Source organism: Moraxella sp. 179-F 1C4 NHS, assembly GCF_045370505.1.
GTDB classification, from domain to species: domain Bacteria; phylum Pseudomonadota; class Gammaproteobacteria; order Pseudomonadales; family Moraxellaceae; genus Faucicola; species Faucicola tetraodonis.
Window position 1 is genome coordinate 32284 of record NZ_JBIQEC010000009.1, and the last position, 19440, is coordinate 51723.

General features: G+C 44.5%; 15 protein-coding genes. 2 read left to right on the forward strand and 13 right to left on the reverse strand.

Going from position 1 to position 19440, the window contains the following annotated elements; translation table 11 throughout:
* Nucleotides 1-78 precede the first annotated feature (78 nt).
* The 6 genes from aceE to ACH0AB_RS05940 all read right to left on the reverse strand — a co-directional run bounded on the left by aceE (nucleotide 79) and on the right by ACH0AB_RS05940 (nucleotide 11079).
* The gene (aceE, locus tag ACH0AB_RS05915; protein ID WP_406877557.1) at nucleotides 79-2892 is read right to left on the reverse strand and encodes a pyruvate dehydrogenase (acetyl-transferring), homodimeric type; all 2814 of its coding nucleotides are present in this window, start codon (nucleotides 2890-2892) and stop codon (nucleotides 79-81) included.
* Between the two features lie 272 nt (nucleotides 2893-3164).
* Nucleotides 3165-3860 (reverse strand): glutathione S-transferase, encoded by a 696-nt coding sequence (locus tag ACH0AB_RS05920; RefSeq protein WP_406877559.1) that lies wholly within the window; start codon nucleotides 3858-3860, stop codon nucleotides 3165-3167.
* A gap of 173 nt (nucleotides 3861-4033) precedes the next feature.
* On the reverse strand, nucleotides 4034-6847 hold the full coding sequence (gyrA, locus tag ACH0AB_RS05925; RefSeq protein WP_406877561.1) for a DNA gyrase subunit A: 2814 nt from the start codon (nucleotides 6845-6847) through the stop codon (nucleotides 4034-4036).
* A gap of 458 nt (nucleotides 6848-7305) precedes the next feature.
* On the reverse strand, nucleotides 7306-8970 hold the full coding sequence (locus ACH0AB_RS05930; protein WP_406877563.1) for an alpha/beta hydrolase family protein: 1665 nt from the start codon (nucleotides 8968-8970) through the stop codon (nucleotides 7306-7308).
* A 168-nt stretch (nucleotides 8971-9138) separates the two neighbouring features.
* A complete protein-coding gene (gene pssA, locus ACH0AB_RS05935) occupies nucleotides 9139-10062 on the reverse strand; it encodes a CDP-diacylglycerol--serine O-phosphatidyltransferase (protein WP_406877564.1) in 924 nt (307 codons plus the stop codon).
* A gap of 129 nt (nucleotides 10063-10191) precedes the next feature.
* Nucleotides 10192-11079 carry a 23S rRNA (adenine(2030)-N(6))-methyltransferase RlmJ gene (locus ACH0AB_RS05940; protein ID WP_036604382.1) on the reverse strand — a complete coding sequence of 296 codons (888 nt, stop codon included), beginning with the start codon at nucleotides 11077-11079 and terminating at the stop codon, nucleotides 10192-10194.
* A gap of 133 nt (nucleotides 11080-11212) precedes the next feature.
* Between ACH0AB_RS05940 and ACH0AB_RS05945 the strand changes: the two genes are divergently transcribed.
* Nucleotides 11213-11827 (forward strand): 2OG-Fe(II) oxygenase, encoded by a 615-nt coding sequence (locus ACH0AB_RS05945; RefSeq protein ID WP_406877565.1) that lies wholly within the window; start codon nucleotides 11213-11215, stop codon nucleotides 11825-11827.
* Here the strand turns inward: ACH0AB_RS05945 and ACH0AB_RS05950 are convergent.
* Entirely contained in the window at nucleotides 11813-12427 is a 615-nt protein-coding gene (locus ACH0AB_RS05950) for a LysE/ArgO family amino acid transporter (RefSeq protein WP_406877566.1), read from the reverse strand. The two genes, ACH0AB_RS05945 and ACH0AB_RS05950, sit on opposite strands and share 15 nt — an antisense overlap.
* A gap of 196 nt (nucleotides 12428-12623) precedes the next feature.
* Here ACH0AB_RS05950 and dapE point away from each other — a divergent pair, with 196 nt between their 5' ends.
* The gene (dapE, locus tag ACH0AB_RS05955; RefSeq protein WP_406877567.1) at nucleotides 12624-13862 is read left to right on the forward strand and encodes a succinyl-diaminopimelate desuccinylase; all 1239 of its coding nucleotides are present in this window, start codon (nucleotides 12624-12626) and stop codon (nucleotides 13860-13862) included.
* A gap of 211 nt (nucleotides 13863-14073) precedes the next feature.
* Here the strand turns inward: dapE and iscX are convergent, their stop codons facing one another.
* The 6 genes from iscX to ACH0AB_RS05985 all read right to left on the reverse strand — a co-directional run bounded on the left by iscX (nucleotide 14074) and on the right by ACH0AB_RS05985 (nucleotide 19087).
* The gene (gene iscX, locus ACH0AB_RS05960; RefSeq protein ID WP_036604374.1) at nucleotides 14074-14274 is read right to left on the reverse strand and encodes a Fe-S cluster assembly protein IscX; all 201 of its coding nucleotides are present in this window, start codon (nucleotides 14272-14274) and stop codon (nucleotides 14074-14076) included.
* A 12-nt stretch (nucleotides 14275-14286) separates the two neighbouring features.
* Nucleotides 14287-14799, reverse strand: coding sequence for an acyl-CoA thioesterase (locus ACH0AB_RS05965; protein WP_406877568.1), 513 nt, complete (start codon nucleotides 14797-14799; stop codon nucleotides 14287-14289).
* Nucleotides 14800-14887: 88 nt separating this feature from the next.
* Entirely contained in the window at nucleotides 14888-16276 is a 1389-nt protein-coding gene (locus tag ACH0AB_RS05970) for an NAD(P)(+) transhydrogenase (Re/Si-specific) subunit beta (RefSeq protein WP_095355761.1), read from the reverse strand.
* Between the two features lie 11 nt (nucleotides 16277-16287).
* Entirely contained in the window at nucleotides 16288-16650 is a 363-nt protein-coding gene (locus tag ACH0AB_RS05975; protein WP_406877569.1) for a proton-translocating transhydrogenase family protein, read from the reverse strand.
* A 43-nt stretch (nucleotides 16651-16693) separates the two neighbouring features.
* Nucleotides 16694-17815 carry a Re/Si-specific NAD(P)(+) transhydrogenase subunit alpha gene (locus ACH0AB_RS05980; RefSeq protein ID WP_095355440.1) on the reverse strand — a complete coding sequence of 374 codons (1122 nt, stop codon included), beginning with the start codon at nucleotides 17813-17815 and terminating at the stop codon, nucleotides 16694-16696.
* A gap of 222 nt (nucleotides 17816-18037) precedes the next feature.
* Nucleotides 18038-19087 (reverse strand): ribonuclease Z, encoded by a 1050-nt coding sequence (locus tag ACH0AB_RS05985; RefSeq protein WP_406877570.1) that lies wholly within the window; start codon nucleotides 19085-19087, stop codon nucleotides 18038-18040.
* Nucleotides 19088-19440 lie beyond the last annotated feature (353 nt).

Below are 19440 nucleotides of genomic sequence, written 5' to 3' on the forward strand. Positions count from 1 at the left end.
TTTATCCTTAAATTTTTATTTTTACTAAGTGGGTAATCAGCCGCTAATACGTGGCTGATTACCTACTATTGATTTCTATTATTCAGGTTTGTCGTTAAGAATTGGCGCATCGGCTTTATCTTCTGCTTTGCCGTCTGCTGAAATCGCTTCATCATCCTCTTCAACCAAGGTTGGTACAGGTTTTGGATGCGCGCCTAAAATCGCTGGGGCATCTGGGGATTGGTCGATTTGTACTTGAGGATGCCAAGCAGGTGAAGCATCAGCATCAATACCTAGGCTACTAATGGCATCTTTGACCAAACGTGCATCAACCTCACCTTCATCTGCCAATAGTTTAAGCGTTGCCACCACAATGTGGGCAGCATCCACTTTAAAGAAACTACGTAATTGGCGGCGGCTATCCGAACGACCAAAACCATCGGTACCTAAGGTGGCATAGGGGCGACTGTCTGGTAGGTAGGCGCGGATTTGTTCAGAGAATATGCGCATATAGTCGGTGGCGGCGACTACAATACCTTCATGCTGCGCAAGTTGCTCAGTAACCCAAGGCGTACGCTGTTCATCTAATGGGTGTAGACGATTGTACTCATCACATGCCATGCCCTCACGAGTGAGTTCATTAAAGCTTGTGACACTCCACACGTTGGCGTTGATGTTAAATTCTTCAGCGAGAATTTGTGCGGCTTTTTCAACCTCACGTAAGATCACGCCTGAACCCAGCAATTGCACTTGTTTTGAACCATTATCTTTAAGCAAGTACATGCCTTTTTTGATGCCTTCTTCGACCCCTGTTGGCATAGCTGGTTGCTCGTAGTTTTCATTCATTAAGGTGATATAATAGAAAACCCGTTCGCCTTCACCATACATACGGCGCAGACCATCTTGTACAACCACCGCTAGCTCATAACCATAACATGGGTCATAAGTGACACAGTTTGGCACCGTGTTAAATAAAATCAACTGATGACCATCTTGGTGCTGTAAGCCTTCGCCATTGAGTGTGGTACGACCTGCGGTACCGCCAAGCAAGAACCCTTGCGCCTGCATATCGCCTGCTGCCCAAACTAAATCACCGACGCGTTGGAAACCAAACATCGAATAATAGATATAGAAAGGAATCATCGGTAACGCATTGGTTGAATAACTGGTTGCTAACGCAATCCAAGCACTCATCGCACCCGCTTCATTAATGCCTTCTTCAAGCATGTGACCGTCTTTGGCTTCTTTATAACCCATCAAGGCTTCATGGTCTTCAGGGGTATAATTTTGACCCGATGCCGAGTAGATACCCAATTGGCGGAACATACCTTCAAGACCAAAAGTACGGGCTTCATCAGGCACAATCGGCACCACACGCTCTTGCAGCGCTTTATTTTTTAGCAGTGCCGCTAGCAAGCGTACAAATACCATAGTGGTAGATTGTTCTTTGCCTGCACTACCTTGTAGTAATTTGTCAAAAATCTCTAACCCTGGGACATCGAGTGGAATATGACCACTACGGCGATTGGGCAAATGTCCGCCCAGTGCTTGACGGCGACCTTTCAGATATTGGATTTCAGCAGAATTTTCATCAGGACGATAAAACGGCAATTCTTCAAGCTGCGTATCGGTAAATGGCAAATCAAAACGATCACGGAAGTATTTTAATGAATCAATTTCGAGTTTTTTGATTTGGTGGGTCTTGTTGACCGCTTGGCTTTGGTTAGATAAGCCATAACCTTTGACGGTTTTAACCAAAATCACTGTCGGCTGACCTTTGGCTTTCATGGCTTCACTAAATGCGGCATACACCTTCATCGGGTCGTGACCACCACGGTCTAAATTTTGGATTTCTTCGTCAGTCCAATCTTTGACCATCTCGGCAAGTTCTGGGTATTTACCAAAGAAATAGTCACGGACAAATTTACCATCACGCGCTTTATAGACTTGATATTCACCATCGAGGGTCTCAAGCATACGATGTTTGAGCGCGCCCGTATGGTCTTTGTCTAGTAGCGTATCCCATTTACCGCCCCAAATAACTTTAATCACGCGCCAACCTGCACCACGAAACACAGATTCAAGTTCTTGGATGATTTTACCGTTACCACGCACCGGACCATCTAGGCGCTGTAAGTTACAGTTAATTACCCAAATCAGATTTTCTAGATTCTCGCGACCTGCTAGTGAGATAGCACCTAAGCTCTCTGGCTCATCGGTTTCACCATCACCCAAGAATGCCCAAATCTTGCGACCTTCTTTTGGAATCAAGCCGCGATTTTCAAGATATTGGTGCACATGCGCGTGATAAATCGACATAATGGGGCCTAAACCCATCGACACGGTTGGGAACTGCCAATAGTCAGGCATCAAATAAGGGTGTGGGTAGCTAGATAGCCCTTTGCCGCCTACTTCACGGCGAAAATTCGTCAGCTGCTCTTCAGTCAATCGACCTTCTAAAAATGAGCGAGCATACATCCCTGGCGAACCATGACCTTGATAATAAATCATATCACCGCCAAAGCTTTCACTCGCTGCACGCCAAAAATGGTTAAAACCTGTTTCGTATAACGTCGCGCTTGAGGCAAACGTCGCTAAGTGACCGCCCAAGTCGTCGTCATTTTTGTTGGCACGCATCACCATCGCCACCGCATTGTAACGAATGATAGCGCGAATTTTACGCTCTAGGGTTAAATCACCGGGATACGAGGGCTGATCTTCTACAGGAATAGTGTTGATGTAAGCGGTGTCAAGACGGTTAACGCGTAATCCTTCTTGTACCGCCTTATCATAGATGGCCTTTAGTAAAAAAGTGGCACGTTTTTTTCCCACTGACTTGATCACCGAATCAAAGGCATCAAGCCATTCTTGGGTTTCTTGACTATCAGGGTCTTTAAAATACTGATATTGCATTTTTCGTTCCTTCTGGCAATGGCATCCATCCATGGAAATAACCTAGAATGGAGCTAGGTTGTAAACGACTCAAAGTATTCAACTATTAGACACAAAACATTGTTATAAATAGCGATAGCAATATTTTACATAAAAAAAAATGTTTCAGTATTTTCGCTAATTTTTGATAGGTATTTAGTTATGAAATAAAGGTAAAAAAACAACTGTTTTTTCTGACCGTATAGTAAATTTATCGACAAAGTAAAGCTGTTAACTGTGTTGACAGTCAACCATCAACACTTATCAACCGCTTTTTGATAAGCTGGGCGAGCTTGGCATTTTTTTAACCAATTGTGAATGTTGGCGTATTTTGCCTCTAAACTATGGGTTTCTAGCATGGCATTTATGCCAAATTCAAGCTGTATATCAGCGCCGCTAAATTGGTTGCCAGCAAGCCATTCATTACTCCCCAAATGCTTATCTAGCATTTTGAGCTGTTCGGTTAATGAATGATTCAGGTAAGATTTGTCTATCCCCGATTTGAGTAATTTTGCCACTTGCTTGATACCTATCGGTGATTTTTTTATCATGGTAGCAAATATTAGTCGGATAATAAGCAATGGCATCAACGAGCTTTCGGTAAAATGCAGCCAATATCGATACTGCTCATACGCCTCACTGCCATAATCTGGGCGAAAATTTTTATTTAGCACCAGTTGTGAGATTGGCTGTGCATCTTGCTCGTCGCTTAACTGGTCATAGTTATCAATCAAATACTCAATGATATTGGCCGATTCAATCAGCGTTTTTCCATTATCTTGCAGGATAGGTGCCTTACCCATCGGGTGAATTTTTTGCAAAGATTTGGGCGCCAAACCATGATGGCGTTCGTACTTGGTTAACTGGTAAGGCAGTTCTAATTCCTCTAATAGCCAAAGAATTCGAAACGAACGTGATTTTTCAAGGTGATGTAGATGCAGTTTTGACATGGGTATACTCGTCTTTTAATGTAATAGGATTGTTGGAACAAAGTAACTTTAAATTTTATAAGGGTTTAAACTTGCTAGCTGTTGCGAAATTGTAGAATTCAGCGAAAAAAAACCAACTTATTGATTGATAAGCTGGTTTGATAAAGCGAGGCTAAAAATGGTAATGCTACATATTAGTCATCTAGCTGTTGTGCATCGGCTTCTAGTAAACCATCTTGCTGCAGCGCATCAGACAACTCGATTTCTTGCAAATCCGCACTGTCTCGCAAATCAGTACCATCTTGCGCCATATTGTCAGTCAATGCTGCCTCTAAACTATCTTCGTCCAGCTCGTCTTCGCTACCGCCCTCAACCAAAGCGATGGAGACCAATGATTCATCTTGTGAAATACGAATCAGGGTGACGCCTTGCGCATTACGACCTGTTTGCGCGATTTGTCCGACAGGTGTACGCACCAACGTGCCTGCATCAGAAATCAGCACAATATCATCGGCATCGGTTACCGCTAATGCCTGCACCAGCTCGCCATTACGCGCCGTGGTTTTGATGGCGATAATGCCTTTACCGCCACGACCTTTGACAGGGAAATCAGAGACAGGTGTACGTTTGCCAAAGCCACGCTCACAAGCACATAAAATCTCGCCTTGCTGTGGGGCTACAACTAACGACACCACACGGCTAACCGCAACGACACTGTCATTGTCTTGGTCATCATGGCTATCGTCTTCAAGCTCGGTGTCCTCGTCTTCGATACCTTGATTGGCCAGTAGCATCACCCGCATACCGCGTACCCCTTTTGCGGTACGACCCATCGCACGGATTTTACTTTCATTAAAGCGAATGGCTTTACCTTCATTGGAGAATAACATGATGTCTTGCTCGCCATCGGTAATGGCAACGCCAATTAAGTTATCGCCGTCGTTAAGTTCAACAGCGCGAAGTCCGTTGGCGCGAAGGTTTTTAAATTGTGACAATTGGACGCGTTTTACCATACCCGATGCGGTTGCAAAGAACACATAGCTATTGTCATTTTGCTTGTCGTCTTCGGTCACAGGCAAGATGGCGGTGACTTTTTCATCGGCATCCAATGCAATTAGATTGACCATCGGACGGCCACGCGAACCACGGCTGGCAATAGGCACTTCAAACACTTGTAACCCAAACACACGGCCCCGATCGGTAAAAATCATCACGTTGTTGTGTGTGGACGTGACCACCATATGGTCAATGACATCGTCTGCTTTCATGGCAGTGGCTGACTTGCCTTTACCACCGCGTTTTTGGGCGATATAGTCGCTGATAGGCTGGGTTTTGGCATAACCCGTGCGTGAAACAGTCAACACAACGGTTTGTTCAGGAATCAAATCTGCACGGCTAAAGTCACTGCGGCTATCGACGATTTGGGTTTTGCGTGCATCGCCAAAATCCTCACGAATTTGGATTAATTCATCTTTGATTACTTGCATTAATTGGTCAAAGTTATCCAAGATGCTTTGTAATTGGGCAATGAGTGCCAAGATTTCTTTGAATTCTTGCTGTAGCTTGTCTTGCTCTAGCCCTGTTAAACGGTGCAGCTGCATATCCAAAATAGCATTGACTTGGTCAGGCGATAGACGATAATGTTGGTTGTCATCAATCAGTCCATATGGGGCATTTAGGTCTTCGCCTTCAATCACATCGGGGCGAATCGAATGACTGCCTGCTGCCTCTAACATGGCAATCACGCCACCTGACTGCCAAGTATTGGTCAGTAAGTTATCGCGGGCTTCTTGGCGGTTTGCCGATGCCTTGATAGTGTCAATAATACGATCAATGTTGGCAAGGGCAATGGTTAGTCCTTCTAGCAAATGACCACGCGCCTGTGCTTTTTTGAGTTCAAAAATAGTACGGCGAGTCACAACTTCTTGGCGGTGACGTATAAAGGCGGCAATCAAATCCCGCAACGTCATGATTTTAGGTTGACCTTCATCTAAGGCAACCATGTTGATACTAAAACTCGATTCTAAAGGCGTTTGGATAAATAGATTGTTAACGATGACTTCTGCGTTTTCACCCCGTCTTAAGTCAATAGCGATACGCATGCCATCTTTATCTGACTCATCGCGAATCTCGCTAATGCCTTCAAGTTTTTTATCGCGTACCAATTCTGCGATTTTTTCAATCAGTTTTGCTTTATTGGTTTGATACGGAATCTCGGTAAATACAATACGCTCACGCTCTTTATTGGCGCCCGTTTCACTCATCGGTTCGATGTGATATTTGCCGCGCAAATGCAGGCGACCTTTACCGGTGCGATAAGCATCGACAATGCCTGAGCGGCCATAAATGATACCGCCTGTTGGGAAATCAGGACCGGTGATGTACTGCATAAGCATTTCACCCGAGATGTGCGGGTCATCGGCATAGGCCAAACAGGCATTAATCACTTCGGTCAGATTATGTGGCGCCATATTGGTCGCCATACCCACCGCAATGCCTGTGGCACCATTAACAAGCAAATTTGGAATACGGGCTGGCATGACGCTTGGCATTTGCTCTGAACCATCATAGTTTGGCTCCCAATCCACAGTGTCTTTATCCAAATCACCCAGCATTTGGTGAGTAAGTTTTTGCATGCGCACTTCGGTATAACGCATCGCTGCGGCAGGGTCATCATCCACTGAGCCAAAATTACCTTGACCATCGATGAGCATATAGCGCATTGAGAACGGCTGCGCCAAACGCACAATCGCGTCATACACTGCAGTATCGCCATGTGGGTGGTATTTACCGATAACATCACCGACCACACGCGCCGATTTTTTGTAAGGTTTGTTAAAGTCGTTTGATAATTCATGCATCGCGTATAACACACGGCGATGAACAGGTTTGAGCCCATCACGCACATCAGGTAAAGCACGGGAGACAATTACGCTCATGGCATAGTCGAGATAAGATTGTTTTAATTCATCGACGATGCCAATCGGGCTAACGGAATCGGTGGACATGCACGCTCCTTTTATCAAGCTACTTAAATATACGAGTCATCTTATTTATTTTACTTTTCAAGGCGATAGCTAAGTTAACAACCATGCGTTTAAAAGCAATGCGCAATTTTGACCAAAAGTTGCAAAAAAACCCAATCAAAACTTTTAGAAAAGTAACACAGATGACTTAATATTTTTAGGATAGTAAAAAGGAATAATTATAGCATAAAACGCATGATTTAGCAGTTAACCCACCGCCAAATGTCGACGGTAACATCAAAATATCATGCTTTGACGGGTGTTATTTTACCCCCATGGCAAACTGCCCAAACTTTACCAGTTATTTTTACAAGCTATAAAATAATCGGATTAAATCTGAGGCTCGATATCAAACTGTCTAATGACAAAGCCTGTTGATAAACAGGCTTTGTTAAATTGGAGTCAGTTATATACGTATATGTTTAGTAGATATGACAAATTTAGAACTGGCTAAACAATGTCTGTGCCACACCCATACAATATGGCGTGACTAAACCATGATATTGCATAGCAACGGCTTGTGATGGATTGCCCCCGTTGGCAGCCGCATTTGCCGCAATATTTTGCACTTTACTAGCAAATCCTGCCTGCATTTTTTCTGATTGAGACTGGATGCTATTATTGTTGACAGTATCAAAACCTAACGTTTGATAAACCGGTTTTTGACGCGTGGCGCGATTGGTGACATCGATATCAATAATTCCCAACTTGGTCGCGCTAGTTTTATTAGTATCTGTGTCCCATAGTTTTTTCATTAAACTACTATTGACGTCAAAGAACACCATCGGATCTTGGTTACCACCACACATAATGACAGGCATTGTTGGTAAATAGCCGCGCAAGTCATTGGCTTTTAACGCTTTACGTAGTGGATGTTCAGGCAGTGTGGCAGGCACTGGGCTATAGTTGGTATAACCTTGTAAATAAGGCACTGCCCAATCGACATTTTTTTGGGCATCTGCCAAGTACTCTAATCGGTAGTCATTTTTGACTAAATAATGCGTGGTGTCAAAGCCAAAGCTAAATGCTGGGTCAGACGGTGATATCGCATCGAGCGTTGAATTGCCCGTTGGGGCTTTCTGAAACATCGCTGAGGCAGGCAATTTGCCACTTGAAATGAGCTGCATATCAGTCATGCTGGCGCTAGGCAGTAGCGAGGGGATTTCATCGGCATTGGCTGGCGCGAACATGTCACTGGGTTTGGCATAAATATTGCCATACTGCTCTTGATAGTTGCGAGCCATCAGCGGGGCAAAAAACGTCGCACCGAGCATGACTTTGCCACCAAATACCACATCACCAAAGGCTTCCATGGCATAGGGTCCAGAAATTGGCAGCGCCGCTGTCACAGGTTCTTTGAGCGTTTCAAGATAGCGTGTTGTTGCCATGGTGACATAGCCACCTTGAGAATAACCTGTGATAAACAATTTACCATTGTCGGCAATGTTGGTTGCACTGCCCGTGCGGCGTACCACTTCCCTGCCTGCTTTTAACGCATCTGCCATCTCGTGTGACTGCTGCTGGGCATTGAGGTACGGATGATAAGCTAGGCTTGATTTGTCATAACCTGCATAATTGGGTGAAATAACCACATAGCCTTGCCCTGCAAACAAAGCCGCTAACAATGTCGCAGCTGGTCCTGCTTCATTGTTGGCATTACCGACTTCTGCAAAATTATAGGCTTTGGTCGTTGCCGTACCGTGGGCATTGAGTACAATGGGGCGATTGCCACTACAGTTTCCATCCGTGCCTGTCGGAATAAACACAGCACCCGTCGCATCGGTCTTATTACCTTTGACATCGACGGTATCATATTGCATGTATTCTACACGCACACCGCACTTGGGCGTGGCTGCAACTTGGCTAAAATCGGGATCTGTGGTATTAAATAACTGGGTTAAGGCGCTGGTGGTGAGATTTTTGGTCGTTAATGGATCTTTGATTAAGTTACCTGTGGGCAGTGAAGCAACGCCTGTTTTGGCAGGTGGCGTTGTCGCGGAATCATTGTCGCTACCACAAGCGGCTAAGGTTGATGCCAACCATACCGAGATAAAAATTTTGGTTAGGCTAAAAGTAGGGTGGATTAAATCAGACTGACGGTGCATCTCATACTCCTTATGAGGAAATTAATGGTTCATATCCTTGAACAACGCATCATGTTACCCAAAAAAAACGGGCATGAAGGCGATACGCTCATCATGCCAGTTTTTGTACTATTTGAACATCCGTTTCTAAAAAAAATTGCTACTGAAATAAAAAAACCTAAAGTAGTGCTAAACAGATTTGCGTTTAAACTTGCTCCAAACCGCAGTTACTGGGCCCGATAAGGCGTAAATCACGCTAATCGCCAGCAATCCTGCAGGAATATTATACAGCACGATACCGAGCGCAAACACAATCAAAATCAATGCCACAAACGGGACACGCTTTTTATCAAACTCTTTAAAGCTATAGTATTTTAAATTACTCACCATCAAAAAGCCGGCAACCACTACCCAAATAGCTGCCAAGATTTGAAAAGCGGGACTGATCACAGGCAATTCAACTTGCCAATCCATATGTACCATCACAAACGTAGTGACTAAAATAGCGGCTAACGGACTTGCTACCCCGACAAAGTATTTTTTATCAACGACACCAATTTGTACATTAAAACGCGCCAGTCTCAGCGCGGCACAGGCAGCATACACAAAGGCGCAAGCGATACCAATACGCCCCAACGGCTCTAACGCATAATGATAAATCAATAACGCAGGCGCCAGTCCAAATGCGATGCAGTCGGCTAGCGAATCTAGCTGCTCGCCAAAGGGACTTTGTGCATTGAACAGCCTTGCCGCCCGACCATCTAACCCATCTAGCAATGCCGAGATAAAAATCGCCACACAGGCACGCATATAATGCCCTTCCCCCAACGCGCTTTGGGTAATCGAATAAAATGCCGCAAGCAGCGACAATAGCGTAAATGAATTGGGAATTAAATAAACGCCTTTTTGCGCAATCGTTTTGTCAGCGACACGCGCATTTTCAATGACTTCAAAGGTGAGCCCATCGTAGTCATCGGTTTCTGCCAATTCACGGTTACGCTGATGCTCAAGCTGAATCGGATTGATATCCTGAGCCGGTGGCGGCTGTTGCGGCTGTTGTAATGCGTCGATGGGCGTCTTGATAAGGGTTGGTTGGTTATTATCGTTATTCATTGATTATCCTTGCAGGTTGTCTCTTGCAGGTCGTCTATAATAAATCGTTTATTGCTAAGTGCATCGAGCTCGGTAACAAATTGCAAAATTTGGCGGGTTTTGTGACCAGTTAACCCGCCAAGTGTGACATTATTCGCCAACCAACCATTGTACTTTGGTGCGCTGCTCCACACTCATTTGTGGGCTTTCAGGATGCTGCAAAATTGGCTGTAGATATTGCAAAATTTCTTCGGCTTTAGCATCAAATTGCCAAGGTGGGTTAATCACCAACATACCCGTCCCATTTAAACCCATCGGCAAATCGGGTGGGAAAATATTCAGCTCAAGTACCAACTGACGGCGGATTTCGGTGCGTTTCATTTTTTTATAAAACAGCTCAACCGCATCGTTGTTTTTGATGGGATACCAAAGTGCCAATACCCCGGTTGACCATTTTTTATGCGCTTTTACCAATAAATCTACCAACGCGCTAAAATCACGGTGTTCCTGTTCAAAGGGGGGGTCGATTAAAATTAACCCGCGTTTTTCTTGCGGTGGTAGCACCGCCAAAATTCCTTCATAGGCGTTGCGATGTTGCACGCCAATGGGCAATTGGTGCAGTTGGTAGTTGAGCGCATCAAACTCGCTTGCTTTCCATTCAAACGCTTCGGCGCGATTGGTAATTTCTGGGTGAGCGTCTTGTTGTTTTTCGATGTGATGGGCAATAAACCAAGGCGAACCTGGATACACATGCTTATCGTAGAATTTTTTGGCGTAGCCAATATCTTGTAGATAGGTTTGCACCGCCTGTGGCGCTTGGCTATTATCTTGCGCTAGCAGTTTGGTAATGCCATGGATGGCTTCACCCGTTTTTTTGGCTTCATCACTGGCAAGTGAATACAAACCGCGCCCACCATACGCATCCAAAATATAATAAGGTTTTGGCTTGGCGCTCATCATCTCAAGTAATTGCAATAATAAAACGTGTTTTACCACATCAGCGAAGTTGCCCGCGTGGTAGCTGTGTTGATAATTCATAATAAATTTTTCGTAAACAAATTAGCAGGTATGGTAGCATAGCTATCAAAAATTGGCGAAGTTTTTGCTAGAAGTTTTTGCTAAAAATTGCCCAGTTAAATGTTTAAACAATAGTGGAGGAAACATAGCGCATATGCCAGAGTTGAATTTTATCCTGCCCAATTGGTTTGGAAAAATAAATGACGCACAGCTTGACGGTTTGGTTAATGACGGGTTTATCGTGCTAGATGACTGTTTTGACGTCAAATTTTTTCAGGCGTTACAAAAAGAGAGTGGCTTGATTGATTACCAAGCCGCCAATTTGACGCAGGGTGAGCGAATCACTAGCATTCGCGGGGATAGCACGCGCTGGATTGATGAGCACTGTCCGATTGGTATGCAGTATCTACAAGCGATTAATGAGCTCGCGCAATTTTTTAATCAAACCTTATACACCGGCATTCGCCGTAGTGAAGCCCATTATGCCCGCTACCCTGCAGGGTTTGGTTATCAGTGGCATTCAGACAATCCGCAAGGGCGTGATGAACGTGTGTTATCGGCGGTTTTTTATCTCAATGACGGTTGGGGGGCACCCGATGGCGGTGAAATTGTCGTCATCGATCAGTATGACACACAGCAAAAATTACAGCCCCAAGGTAACAGATTGGTGATTTTTAATAGTAACTTAGTCCATCAAGTTGCAATCACCCATCGTGAACGCTTCTCGATTGCCACTTGGATGAGAAAAGATGGGTTAATTGGCCAGTAATAAACTTGCCGCAATCCCCCACATCACAACCCCGATAAGGATATCAAGAATTTTCCAAGACAGTGGTTTGGCAAATAGCGGCTGCAGCACACGCGCACCATAACCCAAACTAAAAAAGAAGATAAACGAAGATAAAATTGCACCCAACGCAAACGCCAGCTTATCAGTAACCTGTGACGCAATAGTCCCAAGCAAAATCACCGTATCTAAATACACATGGGGATTGAGCCAAGTAAATGCCAAACACATGGCAATCACTTGTTTTAAATTACCAGCGTCTTCACCCTGCGCCACGAGCGACTGGTTTGATTGATAAGCCGCAATAAAACTTCGGGCACCATACACAATTAAAAACAATGCCCCTGCGTATTTGGCAATGGTAATAATCAGTGGGAATTGCGAAATCAGCTTGCCAAAACCAAACACGCCACCGGTAATCAACACCGCATCGGATAACGCGCAAATCAAACACACGATAAACACAAATTGTTGTTTTAGCCCTTGTTTAAGCACAAACGCATTCTGTGCCCCTATCGCCAAAATTAACGAAAAGCACACGCTCATGCCCATTAAAAAAGTAGAGATATTCATCGATACCACATGTCCCCAGTAACATTCGCAAAAAACACAAAAAAGCACAGTAAGAAAAAAGCATAGCGAGAAAAAAAGCGTATTGTAGCCAAAATGCTAAGCGATTGCGAACAATGCGACCCGCTAAGGCGCTAATTTATGCTAATATGCAGCGCAAATAAGCGAGCTTTTTGAGAGATTTTTGAGAGATTTTAAGGAAACAACAATGACCGATTTTGCCAGTAACGCCACTGATTTAGACCACCTTCAAGCGCAAACCTTAGCACTAAGTTTACAGTTGATGCGCGAGCCATCAGTGACGCCAACTGACCTTGACTGTCAAAATATACTGGCTGAGCGGCTTAACCAGCTCGGCTTTGATTGTGAGTTTTTATACTTTGGTGAAAAAGGCGCGACAGGACGCGAAGCAGAAGTCAAAAATTTATGGGCAATCCGTCAAGGTCGTGGGCAGGCGCAGGCGCCCGTCTTATGTTTTGCAGGACATACCGATGTCGTGCCCACGGGGGATGTCAGCCAATGGACCTATCCGCCATTTGAGCCTACTATCAAAGATGGCATACTGTATGGGCGTGGTGCTGCAGACATGAAAACAGCGATTGCGGCATTTACTGTCGCTGTTGAAAATTTTGTCGCCAAGCACCCCAATCATCACGGCTCAATTGCTTTCTTAATTACCGCTGATGAAGAAGGTCCTTCGGTCAACGGTACAATCAAAGTGGTGGAAACATTGCAATCTCGCAATCAGCCAATCACCTATTGCTTGATTGGCGAACCCTCTAGCACTCACACCTTGGGCGATATCATCAAAAATGGTCGCCGTGGCTCGCTCGGCGCCATTTTGACAGTCACCGGCAAACAAGGCCATGTTGCCTACCCGCATTTGGCAGTTAACCCCATTCATTACGCTTTGCCAGCACTATCCGAGCTTTGTAGCCAAACTTGGGACAATGGCAATGCGTATTTTCCCGCCACCACCCTGCAAATCTCAAACCTTCATGCAGGCACTGGGGCTAACAATGTGATTCCTGCAACGTTAAGCGCCGAATTTAATTTTCGTTTTTCAACTGAGACCAACGATGAGAAACTTAAAGCGACCACCCATGCGATTTTTGACAAGCATTTTCAAGACGGTGCAGCCAGTTATCACATCAACTGGAAACTATCGGGCAACCCATTTTTAACGCCGCAAGGCAACCTCGTCGGCGCCTGTCAATCCGCGATTAAAACCGTGACAGGGACAGATACAGAGCTGTCAACCACAGGCGGCACTTCAGATGGTCGTTTTATCGCAACGTTGAACGTTGAAAATAGGTCGCCTGAAGTGGTTGAGCTTGGCGTGCGTAATGCCACCATCCACCAAATTGATGAGTGTGTAGAAGTTGAAGATTTGGGTAAACTTGCCGCAATTTATGAGCAAATATTACAAAACTTATTGTTAAACTAAATACTGTTAACCCAAATCATGCATGCTAACAACCCAGTGATACGGCTAATTTCGGTGGGTTGGCAAATGATTATTTACCCAAGCCAAATGACATCAAAGACCATTACTTTTTGGCTGACGCATTAAGTAAACGTGGGTCATTTTTCATGGGTAAATTAATTTAGCTGCTGGTCATTTAGAATCTAGTATGAAGAAGAATCTAGCATTCAGCTTAATCTAGTTCGTCTAACCAAGCCATTTGAATCGCTTCTAGTTGTTTTTCAGTCGATTTGGTTGGGTCATCGCTAAATTCTTCTAACTGCGTCACATACCGATGCAAATCGGTAAAACGAATATATTGCACGTCTTCATCAGGGTATTTTTCAGAAAGTTGAATGGCAATTTCTAACGTGTCGTTCCATTTGAGGGACATATTTTTCTCCAGTTACTTAATGGGGGTGAGTTTTTTGATTTCGTTAAGATTGTCTTGCCAAGTTTTGATGACAGGATGAGCTTGTTCATCTTGCTGTACAATGACGCTGGTCGGTTGCACTTGCTGGTCTAGCATCAATACAATTTTGGTCAGTGCCACCACATACAAGTCATTTTTGACCCAAAACTCGTGGCGAAAATACAGGTATTTTTTATCCCAAGCCAATAATTGACTGCGAAGCGCCAATTTATCAAACAAAAAGCTTTCTTTGATGTAGGTTAATTGTTGCGATGCAATCACCCAACCTAGCTCGTCCGTTGGGCGTTGCTGCATCAGCCACTGTTGGATGTTAAGCTCAATAAAGCTTAAATAGCGATAATTAGGCACATGGTGACGAAACCCCATATCATGTGGCAAAATCCGGTAGTGGCGGATAATCGCATCGCTATAGCTTGGTTTAGATGACTTTGCTTTATCAGATTTTAGCATCAAGCATAAGATAAGGTAACGAAGTAATAAATTCATAAATTTTCCTTGTGATATCCGCCTGATTATAGCAAATAAAAAACCCTGACTAAACTGGTTAGTCAGGGTTGATTAAAGTTAAAAAAACTTAGTGACCTGTGCCATTGATATGGCGAATCATGTCTTCCACCACTTTTTTGGCATCGCCAAAGATCATCATGGTTTTGTCCATGTAGAACAAGCTATTATCAAGACCTGCGTAGCCGGCACTCATTGAGCGTTTGATGACCATCACAGTTTGCGCTTTGTTTGCTTCAAGAATTGGCATACCAAAGATAGGTGAGTTTGGATCGTCTTTTGCCGCTGGGTTGACAACGTCATTGGCACCGATAATCAGCACAACGTCAGTACCGGCAAAGTCGGAGTTGATTTCATCCATTTCTAAGATGTCTTCATACGGCACATCTGCTTCAGCCAATAGTACGTTCATATGACCTGGCATACGACCTGCCACGGGGTGAATCGCAAAACGTACGTCCACGCCTTCTTCTTTGAGCATTTCATAAAGCTCTTTTACCGCATTTTGGGCACGACCTTGCGCCATACCATAACCTGGCACAATGACGACACTGCTAGAGTTTTCCATCATGAAGGCGGCATCTTCAGGTGAGCCTGTACGGTAAGTTTTGGGTCCGGTATCTTCTTCTGTCGCAGCGGCTGAGCTGCTTGACATACCGCCAAACAATACGTTGAGCAGTGAACGGTTCATGGCTTTACACATAATGTAAGACAAAATCGCCCCAGATGAACCCACTAGTGACCCTGCGATAATCAGCATTGAGTTGCCTAGGGTAAAACCGATACCGGCTGCCGCCCACCCAGAGAATGAGTTGAGTAGCGATACCACCACAGGCATATCACCGCCGCCAATCGGTGCAATCCACATCCAGCCAAAAATAATAGCAAGGATGGTCATGGCATAAAACGCTGGCATGGATTGGGTGGTGAAATACATAATACCAAATGCTAACATCGCGATGAATAATAGCGCTTGGACAGGTTTTACCCAAGTGCCTTTAAGCGTCTTTGCCCAGCTTTTTGCCGCCAACTTACCAAAAGCAAACATTGACGCTGAGAAGGTAATCGCACCAATAAAACAGCCCACAAACAATTCAAACCGCGCGATGGTGCTATGCTCGACGCCGGTATGCAATACGCTCGCTAGTGCGATGGCAACTGCCGATAGACCGACTAAAGAGTGCATCAAAGCCACGGTTTCTGGCATTTGCGTCATGGCGACAGTGCGTGCTTTCCAAGTGCCGACCACCGCGCCTAGCACCATCGCGCCAACAATTAATACAAACACCGGACTGGGTGCCAAGAAAAAAGTGGTGATAATGGCAATCGCCATACCTATCATACCGAATCGGTTACCACGGATGGCAGTTTTTGGGCTTGATAAACCCCGTAAGGTTAAAATAAATAGCACCGCACCAATCAAATAAAACCAATCCGCATGTTGGGCGACCCAATTCAAATTCTCATTCATCAAGCATTTCCTTCTTTGTTTGGCTCAGCTTTGGGTTTTTTATCTTTTGATTTAAACATTGCTAGCATACGTTCGGTCACCGAAAAACCACCAAAAATATTGATGCTAGCTAAAAATACCGCAAACGCACCCAAAAGACTTGTCGGGGTAAACATATTGCCATCAATGCTGACGGTCTGCAGCATGGCACCGACGATGACGATACTGGATAAGGCATTGGTCACCGCCATGAGCGGGGTATGCAGTGCAGGCGTTACCCCCCAAACCACGTAATAACCCACAAAAATAGCCAAAATAAAGATACTAAAGATTGCCACAAATGGGGTGGCAGATGTCGCAGACGCTAATAGGGTCAATAACATAAAACCTCCTAACCTCGATAGGTAAAATTAAATGAAAATTAGGTTAGCGACTGGCTAACAATACTTGACCTTGGCTAGTAACCAGCAAGGCTTTTTGGATTTCATCTTCTGGATTGAGCGCAAACGCTTTATTGTCATCCATTAAGGTTGCAAAAAAGTTATACAAGTTGTTGGCATACAATACCGATGACTGCGCCGCCAAAGTCGATGGAATATTGGGCACACCCATGATGGTGACACCGTTTGGGGTGATGATATTTTGTCCGACCACTGAGCCTTCTACATTACCACCAGTTTCCACGGCCATATCGAGTAAAATTGAGCCAGATTTCATTTTATCGATGGTAGCTTGGTGTATCAAACGCGGGGCATTGCGACCAGGAATTTGAGCCGTGGTAATCACAATATCTGCTTGACTGACCGCTTTATCGACAACCGCAGCTTGGTCTTTGATATATTGCTCAGACGGTGTCCAGGCATAGCCGCCTGTGTCTTTGGCTTTGGCTTTTTCCTCATCACTCATCGGGACATCGAGCCATTTACCACCCACTGACTCCACTTGATCACGCACCGTGGGACGTAAGTCACTGGCTTCTACAACCGCGCCCAAACGACGAGCAGTGGCAATCGCTTGCAGACCCGCGACGCCCACGCCTAGGATGACAATACGTGCAGGTTTCACCGTACCTGCCGATGTCATAAACATGGGGAAAGGACGACCAAACTGGTTAGCAGCCAAAATCACCGCTTTATAACCTGCCAAGTTGGCTTGGGATGACAGCACGTCCATGTTTTGCGCCCGCGACAAAGTTCGGGGCAATAGCTCCATGGCATATACTTTGGCGTGGCGATTGGCATAGTCCTGCAAATTGGCATTGCGATACGGATTCATCATACCGATAACAATCGCTTCTTGTTTTAGCTGGTTGATTTGTTCAATCGGCAAGCTATTGACCGTCAGCACCACATCACTTGTTGAGATCGCGTCTTCAACAATTTGTGCCCCTGCTTGTTCCAACGCATCATTGGTAATAAACGAACCTTTACCCGCATCGCGTTCGACCACAATACTGTGACCCAACTTGATGAACTTTTTAATGGTATCGGGGGTAATCGCAATCCGATTTTCATATAATGCAGTTTCTTTTGGTACACCAATTTGCATACACTCTCCTCAAGCGGTTCGGTTGGATTCTCAATCCACAACTGACGATTAGCTTAGACAGTTATAAATTAAAAAAATGATAATTAAATTACCATAAATATAATTAATTATGCAAAATAATTCTAGGCGGAATAACAAGTAAATTTGACTGGTGCGTATAAAAAAAAGTTATCAATAAAACTTTTTACAAAATTTTCTTTTAATAAGATAGATTTCTAAGGGTTAATTCATTTGCGTATTGCGTTTTTTAACGTTGCCATTGTCGATTTCAAATTCATCAAAATCTTGGGCAAGCCAAAAGTTACCCTGATAACTGGTAACCACTTCTGCCCGAATATCTGACATATTTAAAGTTTTACTGCTAGGTTTATCAAAAGGTTGAAAACGCGCGCTAAAATGGGTCAAAATCAGGTTTTTTAACTTTGATAGCTGCGCAAACTCAGCAACTTGCTTGGCGGTTGAATGCATGGGGTCAAAATAGTTAAGGGCTACTTTTCGTTTATCAGCGATTGCTTGGGTATAAGTCGCCTCGTGTACTAGCACATCGGTATCTGATATGGCATCGGCTAATAGCTCAGGTGAGTCATTGTCGCCTGCGACTATCAGCACGGTTTTATGCAGCGTGGTGGTGACAAAATCCGCGGATTTTAGCAAGGTGTTATCATCTAGATTGACGTCAATACCGTATTTAAGTTTGCCCCATAGCCGTTTATCTACCACGTTAAGCTCGGTGAGTTTTTCGGTCAATAAGGTTTTTTTGGACAGTCGCTGGGTGAATTTGAAGGCATGGCTAGGGATACGGTGTGATAGCGCAATCACGTCAACTTGTAGCTGATGGTCGTCTGTCAAATCCAGCATGATGGGTGGGTAACTATCCCCCTGCACTCTATTGTCAATGGCGATAAAATTAATGTCAAAATTTATCATCAGCGCTGTCGTGGCTTGCACGGCGGCAAGATAATCAGCAATGGCTTGTGGGGCGATGAGGGTTAATGGGTGCTTGCGACCATTCATCGCCATACTTGCCAGTAAACCTGGCAGACCATAACAGTGGTCGCCATGCACATGGGTGATGCAAATCAATGCTAGGTGCATCACGGACAACGGGGTTTTGAGTAATTGATGCTGCGTGGCTTCTCCACAGTCCACCAATATCCAAGGCACATTTTTTGCTTTGCTATAAGGATTGATGAGTGATACAGCAAGCGCGGTGACGTTACGGTGTTTGGTGGGTATCCCTGCTGATGTGCCCAAGAAAGTGAGTGTTAACATGATTGCCTCATTGTCAAACGTATTACCTATCTTTATATTGAATTTTTCATAAATTTAACTATAAAATGCGCTAACAAATTTCACAACAACTTTTGATTGGGCTATGACATTGACTTCAACGCATCTTTTTAACCATTAGCCTTTAGCTTTTGTCTTTTATCCACTACCCTTATATGGTGTCTGGCGAATTGGGCGAATCTGCTTTAAGCCTCGGCCTTGTACTTGTTGATAGGGTGACTTGTTGATAGGGTGACTTGGGGTATACTTTTATTACGGGTGCAACGGCTGGCGCATGGCTGCCCGCCTAGGTTTTAAAGATTTGGTAACAGATAGTAGCAATAATAATTTGGCAA